The organism is Paenibacillus terrae HPL-003 (assembly GCF_000235585.1).
In the GTDB taxonomy this organism is placed as follows: Bacteria; Bacillota; Bacilli; order Paenibacillales; family Paenibacillaceae; genus Paenibacillus; species Paenibacillus terrae_B.
Map to the genome: position 1 here is coordinate 3,762,904 of NC_016641.1, position 12,653 is coordinate 3,775,556.

Consider the following 12,653-nt stretch of genomic DNA (forward strand, 5'->3'; position numbering starts at 1 on the left):
GTATCCAATAGAAACCATCATACTTTATAATAGAATCAAATGCACTCGTAAATTTGGGACATTTTTCATATTTGGCGTTACAAATGCTTGATTTGCCGCGGTTTTTGCGGATTCCTTGCAAAATGAGTCAATATAACAACACGACATAGGGAGAGGGGTGAAGAGAATGGCCAGGCTTACGATTGTAAAGGTTAAAAGCGATCATGCAGATCTGCATGAATTGATTCAAAGGCTGGATGAAGATTTGCTGGAAAGGTATCCTGCTGATGAAATTTACTTGGTTGATTTTTCCAATCCAAAAATTAAAGAAATGATTTTCGCTGTTGTGTATTTGGATGCAAAACCGGTCGCTTGCGGTGGGCTTAGGCCTATAGATGCGGAAGAGATGGAGCTTAAACGATTTTATGTCGATTCTTCTTATCGCAGGCAAGGCATTGCCGTCAGTCTGTTAGCTTTTCTGGAAGATGAGGCCCGGAAACGAGGAACTGTAAGAATCAAGCTGGAGACAGGGGCTGCTCAACCTGAAGCCATTGCGCTTTATACGAAGCAGGGATATGAGCCTATTGAACGATTTGGTGAATATGAAGAGGATGAAAATAGTCTTTGTTATGGTAAGAAGCTGACAGTGTCTTTATAAAACGTTTTCATATAAAATGAATGATGATCCATACTAGCCTATACAGCGGGAGAGATGACAATGAATTTGAAGCAAAAAGCAGCTGAAAAAGCAGTTGAAGCCATTCAGGACGGCATGAAAGTAGGACTCGGCACAGGCTCGACAGCTTATTGGGCCATTCAAAAAATAGGTGAGCGTGTGGCGCAAGGCTTACATATACAGGCTGTAGCTACTTCCCAAGCGTCGGAGGATCAGGCCAGAGAACTGGGAATTCCCATCGTTCCATTTGATCAGATTGGACGACTCGACGTAACCATTGACGGAGCGGACGAGGTGAATGAGCAGCTTGTGCTGGTGAAGGGCGGAGGCGGAGCTTTACTGAGAGAGAAAATCGTGGAAAGCAACAGCAACCGGCTAATCATTATTGTGGATGAGTCCAAGGATGTGAAGGTGCTGGGTGCATTTCCATTACCAGTCGAAGTCGTACCTTTTGCCAGTGTATGGACGTTGGAGGCAATACAGCAGACAGGCTGCCAGGCTGAATGGCGCATGAAGGACGGTGAGCGTTTCCTTACGGATAACGGCAATTATATTGTCGATTGTCGTTACGGAACCATTGAGAACCCGCAAGAGCTGGAAATCCGATTGAATCAAATTCCGGGTGTGGTTGATAACGGACTGTTCATTAACATGGCGGACCAGGTTATCATCGCACGGGCCAATGGACAGATTGATGTTCGAAACAAGTGATGCCTAGCGTCCGTCTGCTTCGTACTGTGGCCTTCGTGGTATTCATTTTATATATGGGATTGCTATTATACTGGATGTTTCTTGGCTTTGGACGTACATTACGACCGGGTCCTCCATATTCGTATAATATGGTTCCGTTGGATACGATCGGGCGATATCTGAGGGCGGCGCAGTCACTTCCTTTCCGGGTATGGGGTGTCAATTTGCTCGGTAATATTGGTATTTTCGTCCCGTTTGGCATCCTTCTGCCTATCATTTGGGTATCCTTACGCAGATTAGGTAGCTTGCTGCTGACAGTGGTGGTCGCGCTGGTCATTCTTGAAGTGTCCCAAATGCTGCTCGGCGCAGGCACGATGGACGTGGATGATGTGATCCTGAATGTACTGGGCATGCTTATCGGCCGGGGTGTTTTCGAGCTTCTACGAAAGAGGTTAGGGATTGAATGATGAAAGCCCTGCTCTCACGAACGGTGCTTCTGGTACCGATTGGGGACGGGCTTTTTTACATATTAGACTGTAATTTTCAAATAATAGACCTCATTAACAACGGGATGAAACGGTTAAGCTTGACAAAAGTTTGCAATTAATATATCTTTGAATAAAGATATGAGTAACGGAGGCTGTTAGTATGTCTGTAAAACCAGATGATCAGGACTTGGCGCTTAACTTGTTTGTTGTGCTGGCTCGAGCCTATAATTCGGTCACATCCCGCACGAATCGGGATATTCATAGTCATGGATTGAACACAACGGAATTTGGTGTGCTCGATCTGTTGTATTATCGCGGACCACAGCCCTTGCAGAAAATTGGGGAAAAGGTGCTGATCTCCAGCGGAAATATTACGTACGTCGTAGATAAGCTTCAGAAAAAAAAGCTGCTTACCCGGCGTGCATCACAAGATGATCGGCGTGTGATTTATGCTGAGCTGACTGACGAGGGACGTCATTTCTTTGAGCAAATATTTCCACAGCATCATCGCGTCATTATGGAGACAGTGGACGGCTTGTCTGTAGAAGAGAAAGAGCAGGCCATTCATCTGCTAAAAAAGTTGGGGCTAACGGCTGAGGGACAGAAAAGTAACGGCTAATAGGCTCCGAATATCCGCGCTAAATATGCTTTTAGATAAAATACCGGTTTCCCGGTATTTTATTTTTTTGTCGCATTTTTGGGTAGCGGGGTTAATGTAGAGGCGGAAGTCAGGTATAATTGACGAATATCACGCTCGGATGTATTCCCCCGGCTACAGTCTATGGATATAAATACGGCTTTGTCGGGGAAGGAACGAATTATGAATATTCTTCCTAATTTGCTGAATAATGGAAATAAATTTACGAGTGACGGAATGCTAGTTGTTCGGACGAAGTTGGTAGAAGAGACAGAGGTTTCCCAGCGTGTGCGGTTTGAGGTGCAGGATTCGGGCATCGGAATTTCACCGGTGGATCAGATCAAGCTATTTCAGCCCTGTGTGCAGGCAGAGGAAGGCAGTGCCTCACAATATGGAGGAATCGGACTGGGACTATGGATATGCAGTTCATTCGTTGAACTGATGAAGGGACAGTTTGGAGTCGTCAGTGAGCAGGGCAGAGAAGGAGACATAGATAACAAATATGAAAGAACAGTTGCGTTCGATTCACCCATTGGCTTGGACGATTATTGCGGGTACTATATTTGGTCGGATGGCGACATCCATGAGTATCCCGTTTTTGTCCATTTATTTGACCACCCGGTTGGGAGTATCCCCTTTCCATACAGGGATAATCGTATCGGTCAGTTCATTAGTTGGCATTTTTGCCAGCTTTTATGGCGGCTACATTTCCGACCGGATCGGACGGCGTAAAGTGATGCTGGTGTCCATCGCCAGTTGGGCGCTTGTATTCGTGGCTTTTGCGCTGGCTGAAGTGGCCTGGGCCTTTTTCGTCATCAATGCTCTGAATGGTCTGTGCAGATCTTTGTTCGAGCCAACCTCGCGGGCGCTGTTATCAGATGTAACCCCCAAGGAAAAAAGACTGCTCATCTACAATATGAGATATGCGGCGATTAATGTAGGTGTGGTGGCAGGGCCGTTGCTTGGTTTGATGTTAGGATCGGCATCCTCGGGTACACCGTTTATGGTAGCGGCTGGTGTGTATGCGTTGTACGGAGTGTTGCTGCTGATCCAATTTGCTCGGTATGCATCGGATCTGCGTACAGGGACAACGGCGGGAGAGGCTCCACTGCGGATGGGCGAGGCGTTCCGTACAGCCAGTCGTGATCCGGTGTTTATGCCGATTTTGCTGGGCACCGTATTTTGCGTCATGGGTTATGCTCATTCCAATTCCACAATGCCTCAATTCTTGTCCTTATCCTTCGAGGAAGGAACCCGGTGGTTTACATATATGCTTACAGTCAACGCGGTGTGTGTATTGGTTTTTCAATATCCGCTTGTACGGCTGGCAAGCCGTTTTTCCCCGGTGAATTCCTTGATTGCCGGAAATATATGTATTGCGGTCAGCCTATTGCTATGCGGTATGTTAAATTCGGGCTGGTTGTTTATACTGGATATGGTGCTGTTTACAGTGGGCGAAGTGCTGTTGTTCACGATGCTGGACGTATTGATTGACCAAATTGCAGATGCTCAATATAAAGGGACCTATTTCGGTACGATTGGCTTTAACAATCTGGGTAGCGTGCTTGCTCCTTTGTTTGGTGGATGGCTGCTGGATACCTATGGTCAAACAGCGCCGCTTGCCGTTTTTGTTCCCGTTGCGCTGTCGGTCGTGATAGGCATTCCGTTCCTGCTGGTCGCACGCCGCCGTCTGGCGCAGCGTACAGCCCGGATCGCGGCTCGAGGAGGGGAGTCCGTGCAGCAACTGTCATCATAGAAAAGGGAGCTGAGTGCAGAGTGAAGCCGGAAGAAGATGTGCTACGAATCATACAATATATGAATGATCCGCAGGTGTTGGAAGATTTGCGTTATGTGCGGGAGCTGAGGCTGCCGCAAGGCTGTATTGCCGCAGGTTATGTACGTAATCGGGTATGGGACAAGCTGCATGGTTATACAACTTCGACGCCTTTGAATGATATAGATGTTATCTATTTTGACCCGAAAAATACGCTGGAGGAACGGGACGAGCACCTTGAGCTGTCCTTGAACCGCAAGCAGGCGGGACGCAACTGGTCTGTTAAAAATCAGGCGCGGATGCATCTTCGCAACGGAGCAGCTCCTTATGCTTCGGTAGAGGATGCGATGAGCCGCTGGCCTGAGACGGCTACGGCAGTAGCGGTTAGATTGAATGACGAGGACCAAATGGAGATCGTCTGTCCGCATGGATTAAATGATCTGCTGGATATGCGGGTACGCCAAAGTCCATTGTTCCGCCACACGACAGCTTTTCATCAGCGTGTATTTGAGAAGCAGTGGCTGGATAACTGGCCGTTGCTTATTTTAGAGAACTAGAGTGTGTAATCCCAATTTCAGGATATAAGGAGAGAAGACGAACGATGTTTAAAAATATAAAAACAGATTCAGATCGTGAGGAGGTTCTGGAGCTGCTAACCTACGCCGTGCTGGATCACCCTGAACGCGGAGAGGCAGCTTTACGTACCTATCAAGCCTCGGATGACTGGAAGCTGTTCGGTGTCGAAGATGAAGGGCTTATTGTAGGTATTGTCGGATTTGAGGAGCAGGAGGATGGAACCACCGTAATCCGGCATCTGGCCGTGTTGCCCGAAAACCGTCACAGAGGATATGCCAGAGGGATGCTGCTTACGCTCATTCAGGAGCGTAATCCGAAACGGCTGACTGTGGACACGGATGCGGAAGGGGCAGATTTTTTTCGCAACGTGGGCTTTGCCGTATACGGATCGGAGGACTTGTCCGAGGATGGGCAATTTCATTGTGTGTATGAAATGGACGAAGAATAAGCGAATCTCCGGGTCCCGCGTCTCTTTTTTTACATAAGATATGATATGTCGGGAATTGACATCATTCTCATGTAAAAGTTGATGTGCCTTTGGTTGCAAAGGCATTAGCGGGGGAGTTGGGTTCCAATGGGTTACCACTACACGGCTATAGGAGATTCATTAACGACAGGTGCCGGGACGCTGCTGACTGGCGGATTTGTGCCTACCTATCGGCGGATGGCGGAAAAACGTCTTCGTACTCCAGTCAGTTACGAGAATCTGGGAATCAACGGACTGACATCGCAGGAACTGCTGTCTTTGATCCACAACAATCCGCTCTTTCGGTCGGCGTTGAGTCGGGCTGAACTCATAACGGTGACGATCGGCGGGAATGATCTGCGCCCATACGTCAGCGCCCTTGCTGGAGGCTCCGGTTCATCTGCATCGTCCATTCCGCAAGCGGTGAACCGCACGAAAGAACATGTACGCCAAATCGTACATGCCCTGTATCAGATAAAATCCGGCCAGCGTGAGCCATTTATCATTCGAATGGTGGGGTTGTATAATCCTTTGCCAGGCGTGCGGGTGGCGGGGATATATGTGCGCCAATATAACTCATTTCTCGCTACGCTGGGCGGTCCGAATTACCGGGTGGCGAACATTTACCCTGCGTTTGAGGGCAACGAAAGGGAACTGCTCTCGCTGGATCGGGTGCATCCGAACAGTCGCGGCTATCACGTCATTGCGGAGGAGCTGAATCGGCTTGGCTATTCACCATTACGGTGAGCGTAGAAGGAATTTGCAACAGAAGAAAGAGGTCCATCATGGCAGTAGTATCTGACCATGGTGGACCTCTTTATCTTTAGCTGAACCTTTTATAATTCTAAAATAGCTTTCAGCTTGGTACAGTCTTCCTGTAACGCAGGCAGCTGTTCCAAAAAAAGGAGAAGGGCTTTAACGTGGGCTGTTTCCACGTTTTGCTCCGACAGCTCACCCTGTAGCCTGCTTAATATTTGCATATGTTCATTCTGGATTGCTTCATCTAATTCGACTTGCTTCAAGTCTGCGTCCATATGTTGAAGCACATGGGCGATTTGTCTTCCCTTGGTCCAGATTTGATCAGAATCTTCATGGAATACGGAATCGCGGCCCCACATGATTTGATGTTGAACATCAGGGCTCAACATTCCTTGTGCCAGCATATCCGTAATGCTGACGATAAATTCAGCCAGTGTTTGATGCTCCGTCAAGGACAGTTCTGAATCGCTCATTCGGAAGGAATTGACAATCATGCTTCTCACGACAAAAACAATATCGTATGCATAGTCACGTATAGATTGTCCATAAGCATCAATTAAGAAATCGACCATCAGGTTAGATATATTGTGTTCAAGACGATCCATGGCCTGCGCAATTTTTTCTTCCTTAGAACCGATTAAAGGGACGGAATATACCAGCAAATGAACTTTATTCTTATAAATCCGGCCCAGAGCAATCAAGGCCAGTTGTCTCAACTTTTCACGGGGAGGCAGCTGATGCTTCATATAAAGCTCCTTAATATCCGCATCAAGAAGTTTTTCAATCAGGACGATTGTCCCCAGCAGCAACTCTTCTTTACTTTGAAAGTATTTATAAAAGGAAGCCTTCACCATCCCGCTTTTACGTGCAATCTCATCCACCGAGGTGGCATCGTATCCCTTTTCTGAAAATAGGGAAAGGGCGGCATATATAATATCATCACTCGTTATTTTTTTCATTGTACCCCCAATTTTTTGCTCTGTCTTTTTAATTTCCAGCGGGCAATAACCATATACAGGGACGGCACGACAAACATCGTAAGAATGGTCGAGTACATCAATCCAAACATAATGGTGTACGCCAGCGGTCTAAACATAAGTTCCCCAATAAGCGCAATCGGAATCAGACCGACAATGGCTGTCAGCGAAGTAAGCAGTATGGGGCGAAAACGCGCTTTGGTCGCTGCAACAACGGCCTCCTTCAGTTCGATCCCTTCACGTCTTGCATCCTCAATAAACTCAATCAGCACAATGCCATTACGTACGATAATACCTGCCAAGGTCATCAAGCCCAACACGCCCATAAAAGTAATCGGAGTATTTAGAATAAACAAGCCAAGAAATCCGCCTGCTGCTGCCATATACACGGTAGTCAATATGATGAGTGGAGTCGAGAAAGAATAAAATTGCAAAAAGATCAGCATGAAGATTAATAGGATGACGACAACATATAACCATCCTATTTCTGACAAAATGTCATTTTGTCCTGAAATCTCACCACCAATTTCCCAAGTGTAGCCTGGAGGAAATTTAATGTCCTGCAATTTAAGCTTGACATCCTTCATGACTTCGGAAGCTGTACGCCCGTGAACTTCAGCTTCAACAGTAATCGAACGCTTTAAATTATAATGGTTAATTTTTTGTGTTGCAAAGGATGGCTTCAACTCAGCCAATTGAGATAAAGGGATTTGAACACCATTGGCATTGGTCACATTCAATTGCTGAAACAAAATTTCAGGATTTTGGTCGGTTTGGCTCAGCTTCAGCTTAATATTGATCAAATCTTTCCCCGTATCAAATCGGCTAAAGCTCACGCCATTACCCATTAACAAGAGTGTACGTGTCAGATCATTATTGCTTACCTGATATTGATCCATTGCTTGTTTGTTGATTTGGAAATCCAGCGTATAGCCTTCGTTTTCCATATTGTCTTGTATGTCTTGTGTTCCTCTGGTAGCCATAATGCCTTCTTTTAACTGCTGTGACAACGAACGCAACTGATCTACATCATTGCCTAAAATCCGAATGGAGATCGGCTTGCCGAGAGGCACCCCCACTTTGGCTATTTTCAAGGAAATGGATTGACCTGGATAACGATCCTTTAAGATGGAGGGCCATTTGTTTGCCATTTCATCGGGATCAAATGCACCTTCTTCCCCAACAATAGCAATCTGACCCACGGTTGTGCCTGTTTTGGCGTCAGCGGTCATATCTTGAAACAACGGGGGAGCATCGCCGCCAGCCGCATAGCTGATCGTTTCCACATGAGGTTGCTGCTTCACCCATTTGGCAATATCCTCGGTGACCCGCTTGGTTTCTTCTATAGAAGTACCTGTGGGCATACGCACATTAATGCTTAATTCCGGATCGTTGGTTCTGGGGAACAGGTCGATCGGAATCAGAGCAAGTACGCCGTACAGTGTGGTACTGATCAATAATCCTAATGAAGCATACAATCCAGGTCGCTTAATGACTTTGGGAATCAGCTTGCTGGCATATATGTTACGAAGAGCATCAATTTGTTTTCCCAGCAGTCCCGGCGGCTTCATGGTGGAGTGGGGTGTTTTTTGACTTCGTTGTCCATACCATTCTCTAAAGATCGGGATGACGGTAAAGGACATGAGCATGGAAGCCAATAGCGTAAAGACAACAGCAAACGGTAAAGGTTTGATAAGGGAGCCTGCATCGCCTGACATAAAGAACAGTGGGGCAAAGGAGGCTACAGTTGCCAGGGTTGCTGTCAAAATAGAAATGGAAACTTCCTTTGTTCCTTTTAAAGCGGCTATCTTGGGACTCTCACCTAAGGTCAACATTCTGCGTTCAATATTATCATTAACCACCACAGCATCATCGACTAGAATCCCCATCACGATAATGAGACCAATGACCGTAACCTGATTCAAAGTGACTCCGAGCATAGGCAGAACAATGAATCCTATAGCAATCGAAATAGGAATAGCCAGTGCGACAAAGGAAGATGTAATCAGATTCAAGCCCAGTGTACATACGATCACAACCGCCGCAATGGCAAACAGCAATTCACGGGTCAAGCCATGAAAAATATGATCAATCCGCTCGGTCTGTGAAAATAACGTATTCAGTTGAAGCGTATTAGGCAGCTCTGGTTTTAACAACTGCATTTCTTGATTTACTTTGCTATAAATTGTGTCCACGTCAGAGCCGGTATTACCGTTAATCGTCAGTGTAATAGTTGGTTTACCGTTAAAAAAGGCCATATAGCTGCTAGTGTTATGTGTGAGCAATACGGTGCCCACATCTTTGAGATACACAGGAGCGCCGCTGTCCGTTCTGGAAATAATGACTTTACTCAAATCCTGAGCATCCTTGGACTGCTTTACATTCAAGCGATAGGTGCGTTCATTGTAATCCAGATTGCCTATCGGAGATTGCTCATTTTCCTTCTGCACTGCACTCATAAGCTGTTCCCAACTGATATGGTACTGCTGGAGCTTTTGAGCATCAATCTGAATTTGAACCTCTTGCTCTGGCAATCCCTTGATCGTCACTTCTGAGACACCGGGGACGGTTTTTAATTGATCCTTCCACGATTTCACCATATCATTTAGTTGATACAATTGCTCCACAGAGTCCCCTGTGATGGCGTAGGAATGGATAAATACCTTATTCAAATCATCGTTAACGACAGGCTTTTGAGCATCTGTGGGCAGAGAAGACTGGGCATCGTTCATTTTTTTGCGTAATGTATCCCAGGCTTCTGTGGCATTGGCGTTGCCTTCTGTCTCAATGATAATCGTCGAAAGTCCATTTTCGGATGTAGAAGAAATCTTTTTAATATGATTGATTTCTTTCATTTTTTGTTCCAGAGGCTTCGTGACCGTTTGTTCTACCTTTTGGGGTGTAGCTCCAGGGTAGAGGGTCGTGACCACAGCGGTTTTCTTGATAATATCCGGCGTTTCCTGCCGGGGAAGCTGGGAGACACTATACAGCCCGGCAACAATCGCCATGATAAAAATAAAGAGGGTCAGTTTTTTCTTTCGGATAAAATATGCAATCATTTGCTCGTTCCCCCCGTGACCTGAACGGGCAGCCCATCGTAGATCAGGTTTACTCCGGTGGTAACGATACGATCCCCGACATTCAGCCCCTTGGTAATTTCGAGCTTATTGTTCGACATCTGACCGACATTCACGACCGTCTTGACCGCCTGGTTGTTCACCACTTTATAGACAAAAGTATCTGTACCGTTATTAATGACAGCCTTGGCCGGGAGCAAAATTTGCTCACTCTGGGTCAGTTGGCGGCCTGCCTTTACGACTTGTCCCGGGGCCCAATCATGCTGGGTGTTAGGAACAATCACTTCCACGTTGATACTGCCTGTATTGGTGTTGGTGGCCGGATAAATTTTGCTGACCGTTCCTTCTCTGTTCTCATCGTACAGTTGAAGCTGGACTGTCTGACCTTGCTTCCAGTTCGTGATTTCATGATCGGGAACAGGGAGTAGCACCTTGAGCTTATCGATTTGTCCGATACGATATACCGGCTGTCCAGCGCTCGCCATTTGTCCGACGGTTGCTTCTTTCTCCAAAATAACGCCGGAAATCGGGGCTTTTAAAGCTGTCTTGGAGAGGGCGAGTTCAGCCTGCTTTTTAGCAATGATCGCCTGCTGATATGCCGCTGAAGAATTATCTTTGGAAGCTACAGCCTGTTCCTTTGCGGCGGCAGCGGCCTCTTTCCCGGCTTGGGCTTGCTGTAGGCTGGATTCTGCCGATTGCCGATCTTCCAATGTTGCTCCCTCCTGTATTAAGGAGAGGGCTTCTTGTGCATCCTCCAGGTCCTTGGTGGCATTGATCAAAGCGAGCTGTGCATTTTCATAATCGTTTTTGGTTGCAGCTCCCTGACCATATAAAAGCTTGGTGCGTTCAGCGGTAGCCTGTGCTTTAGTCAAAGCGGATTGTGCTCTTTGCACTTTGGTGCGGACCTGTGCTTTTTCCTGCTCTCGGGCGCCCTTGTTTACTTTATTCACTCCGGCCTGAGCGGCCGCCTTTTGCGCGTCGGCGGATTGAATGGAGGCATCTGCACTTGAAATGGCGGCAGTTGCATTTTTCATGCCTGCTTGTGCTTCAAGAATGGCCGTATTAGCTTGCTCCAGTTGGAGCTGATAGCTGGATGAATCCAGTTTGGTCATAACCTGACCTTTGGACACAGAATCGCCGACATTCACAAGGGCATCGCGAATCAGTCCAGATAACTCAAAAGATACAGAAGTATCTTCATAGGGCTGTAATGTGCCTGAAAGGTCAAAAGACGCAGACAGCGGCTCTTTCTTCACGACGACTGCTTCAACCTTTTGTTTTGATTGTTCTGCTGCTCCTGTATTGCTGGATCCTGTAGATGAGCAAGCTGAGGTGAACAGAAGAATGAATGTGGCAGATATGTATAGAAAGCGTTTCAAAGATGATCATCCTTTCCGTTTTTTGTACTTAAGAGTTTATATGTGAACTCATTAGTTTATAGACGGATTATATGACCCAATCTTTGGCATGTCAACAACTGTTTACAAAAAAACCTCTCATCCGAAGGATCAAAATACCGATCCAGGTCGATGGAGGTGTTGTGTAGATGAAACGTAAAAAAGACCTTTCTCATGAGGGGAGGAAGGTCGCCAATATAAAATAAAAATCCAGTTCTATCTAGCCGATTAATTTACGGAATAAGCTGCGTGCAGCCCACTTGCGCTCACTTCGTTTGCGGTATTTGGGCAAAGAGCGATAGACGGCAATCGACTGGTTAAAGGCTACCGTGGCCTCATCCTTGCGTCCCAGCATCCGGTACATCAAGCCTGTCAGATAATAGCCTTCGCTGGAAGAGGACTGAATTTCCTGAAATTGCTGAAGATATTGAAGTGACTTATTTACGTCGCGTTCTTTGAAAGCTGCGGCTAAATGTAAATAGGGTTCGCCGTATTGCACCCGCGGGTTAATGTCCAGTGCTTTCAGTAAATGCGGTTCTCCATCTTCGATGTGCCCCGTATGCACCTCAGCCGTTCCCCGTGCGTTCCAATAATCTGCGGAATCCTCATAGCGGGACTGGATGTCCAGCAGCAGTTCCAAAGCCTGATGGTATTTCTTGCTCTCGATCCAAATACGAGCCAAATCGAACTTGGCAGCCACATCGTTGGCATTTAAAGCGATCTGTTGACGCAGCCGGGCAGCATTGCGCCTTCTTTTCCATGGCTTGCTGATGCTGGGCAATACACCGACAAAACTGCGATCCAATATATAGATCACAATCAGCAGTACGAGCAACGCCAGAAACGGGTTGCCGAGCAAGCTCCATAATAGAGAGAAAATTAAAAATTTCCCGATCATTCTGCTCCCATCCTCCTGTACATGTAACTATCCATACTTTCCACATTATAGCATAGGGTTATCTCAAGGGTCATTAGCATGGAGAGGCTGTGAAGGAGTGTATAACTGGCAGTGTAAAGGCGTGTGTTCATTTATGATGTTCGATGTACATTTTGACCAGAAAGGCGACTTTGGAACGGTGGTAGCTCTCTAACTTGGTAGGGTACTTGTACGTACTTTTGAGATAACAGTGTGCACAAATGAATGCTCCTTTGGAAAT

At 46.6% G+C, this 12,653-nt stretch carries 12 protein-coding genes and 1 pseudogene; 9 read left to right on the top strand and 4 right to left on the bottom strand.

The features are described 5' to 3' along the window. Nucleotides 1-166: 166 nt before the first annotated feature. From HPL003_RS17125 to HPL003_RS17160, 9 genes and pseudogenes are all read left to right on the top strand, one after another. Nucleotides 167-637 carry a GNAT family N-acetyltransferase gene (locus HPL003_RS17125; RefSeq protein ID WP_014280962.1) on the top strand — a complete coding sequence of 157 codons (471 nt, stop codon included), beginning with the start codon at nucleotides 167-169 and terminating at the stop codon, nucleotides 635-637. Between the two features lie 60 nt (nucleotides 638-697). Continuing rightward, a complete protein-coding gene (gene rpiA, locus HPL003_RS17130) occupies nucleotides 698-1,366 on the top strand; it encodes a ribose-5-phosphate isomerase RpiA (RefSeq protein ID WP_014280963.1) in 669 nt (222 codons plus the stop codon). After that, nucleotides 1,366-1,812 (top strand): VanZ family protein, encoded by a 447-nt coding sequence (locus tag HPL003_RS17135; protein WP_014280964.1) that lies wholly within the window; start codon nucleotides 1,366-1,368, stop codon nucleotides 1,810-1,812. Before rpiA ends, HPL003_RS17135 begins: the two co-directional genes overlap by 1 nt. Nucleotides 1,813-1,993: 181 nt before the next feature. Continuing rightward, complete coding sequence (locus tag HPL003_RS17140; RefSeq protein WP_014280966.1) at nucleotides 1,994-2,452, top strand: MarR family winged helix-turn-helix transcriptional regulator; 459 nt, start codon at nucleotides 1,994-1,996, stop codon at nucleotides 2,450-2,452. A gap of 201 nt (nucleotides 2,453-2,653) precedes the next feature. Beyond that, a pseudogene (locus tag HPL003_RS27675) lies at nucleotides 2,654-2,938 on the top strand (ATP-binding protein); the annotation flags it as partial. Between the two features lie 34 nt (nucleotides 2,939-2,972). Further along, nucleotides 2,973-4,226, top strand: coding sequence for an MDR family MFS transporter (locus HPL003_RS17145; protein WP_043922426.1), 1,254 nt, complete (start codon nucleotides 2,973-2,975; stop codon nucleotides 4,224-4,226). 20 nt (nucleotides 4,227-4,246) lie between these two features. Then, nucleotides 4,247-4,801 carry a nucleotidyltransferase family protein gene (locus HPL003_RS17150; protein ID WP_014280969.1) on the top strand — a complete coding sequence of 185 codons (555 nt, stop codon included), beginning with the start codon at nucleotides 4,247-4,249 and terminating at the stop codon, nucleotides 4,799-4,801. A 44-nt stretch (nucleotides 4,802-4,845) separates the two neighbouring features. Next, a complete protein-coding gene (locus HPL003_RS17155) occupies nucleotides 4,846-5,268 on the top strand; it encodes a GNAT family N-acetyltransferase (RefSeq protein ID WP_014280970.1) in 423 nt (140 codons plus the stop codon). A gap of 126 nt (nucleotides 5,269-5,394) precedes the next feature. Next, complete coding sequence (locus HPL003_RS17160) at nucleotides 5,395-6,033, top strand: GDSL-type esterase/lipase family protein (protein ID WP_014280971.1); 639 nt, start codon at nucleotides 5,395-5,397, stop codon at nucleotides 6,031-6,033. Between the two features lie 89 nt (nucleotides 6,034-6,122). Here the strand turns inward: HPL003_RS17160 and HPL003_RS17165 are convergent, their stop codons facing one another. The 4 genes from HPL003_RS17165 to HPL003_RS17180 all read right to left on the bottom strand — a co-directional run bounded on the left by HPL003_RS17165 (nucleotide 6,123) and on the right by HPL003_RS17180 (nucleotide 12,394). Further along, nucleotides 6,123-7,004: a TetR/AcrR family transcriptional regulator gene (locus tag HPL003_RS17165; protein ID WP_014280972.1), complete on the bottom strand. Its 882-nt coding sequence runs from the start codon at nucleotides 7,002-7,004 to the stop codon at nucleotides 6,123-6,125. Beyond that, nucleotides 7,001-10,081, bottom strand: a complete 3,081-nt coding sequence (locus HPL003_RS17170) for an efflux RND transporter permease subunit (RefSeq protein WP_014280973.1) — start codon at nucleotides 10,079-10,081, stop codon at nucleotides 7,001-7,003. Before HPL003_RS17170 ends, HPL003_RS17165 begins: the two co-directional genes overlap by 4 nt. Next, nucleotides 10,078-11,478, bottom strand: coding sequence for an efflux RND transporter periplasmic adaptor subunit (locus HPL003_RS17175; protein WP_014280974.1), 1,401 nt, complete (start codon nucleotides 11,476-11,478; stop codon nucleotides 10,078-10,080). Before HPL003_RS17175 ends, HPL003_RS17170 begins: the two co-directional genes overlap by 4 nt. Before the next feature lie 238 nt (nucleotides 11,479-11,716). Further along, nucleotides 11,717-12,394 carry a tetratricopeptide repeat protein gene (locus HPL003_RS17180; protein ID WP_014280975.1) on the bottom strand — a complete coding sequence of 226 codons (678 nt, stop codon included), beginning with the start codon at nucleotides 12,392-12,394 and terminating at the stop codon, nucleotides 11,717-11,719. Nucleotides 12,395-12,653: the final 259 nt, after the last annotated feature.

Coding starts and splice junctions, on each gene's coding strand:
- HPL003_RS17125 (WP_014280962.1), top strand. CDS start 167: ATGGCCAGGCTTACGATTGTAAAGGTTAAAAGCGATCATGCAGATCTG.
- rpiA (WP_014280963.1), top strand. CDS start 698: ATGAATTTGAAGCAAAAAGCAGCTGAAAAAGCAGTTGAAGCCATTCAG.
- HPL003_RS17135 (WP_014280964.1), top strand. CDS start 1,366: ATGCCTAGCGTCCGTCTGCTTCGTACTGTGGCCTTCGTGGTATTCATT.
- HPL003_RS17140 (WP_014280966.1), top strand. CDS start 1,994: ATGTCTGTAAAACCAGATGATCAGGACTTGGCGCTTAACTTGTTTGTT.
- HPL003_RS17145 (WP_043922426.1), top strand. CDS start 2,973: ATGAAAGAACAGTTGCGTTCGATTCACCCATTGGCTTGGACGATTATT.
- HPL003_RS17155 (WP_014280970.1), top strand. CDS start 4,846: ATGTTTAAAAATATAAAAACAGATTCAGATCGTGAGGAGGTTCTGGAG.
- HPL003_RS17160 (WP_014280971.1), top strand. CDS start 5,395: ATGGGTTACCACTACACGGCTATAGGAGATTCATTAACGACAGGTGCC.
- HPL003_RS17165 (WP_014280972.1), bottom strand. CDS start 7,004: ATGAAAAAAATAACGAGTGATGATATTATATATGCCGCCCTTTCCCTA.
- HPL003_RS17170 (WP_014280973.1), bottom strand. CDS start 10,081: ATGATTGCATATTTTATCCGAAAGAAAAAACTGACCCTCTTTATTTTT.
- HPL003_RS17180 (WP_014280975.1), bottom strand. CDS start 12,394: ATGATCGGGAAATTTTTAATTTTCTCTCTATTATGGAGCTTGCTCGGC.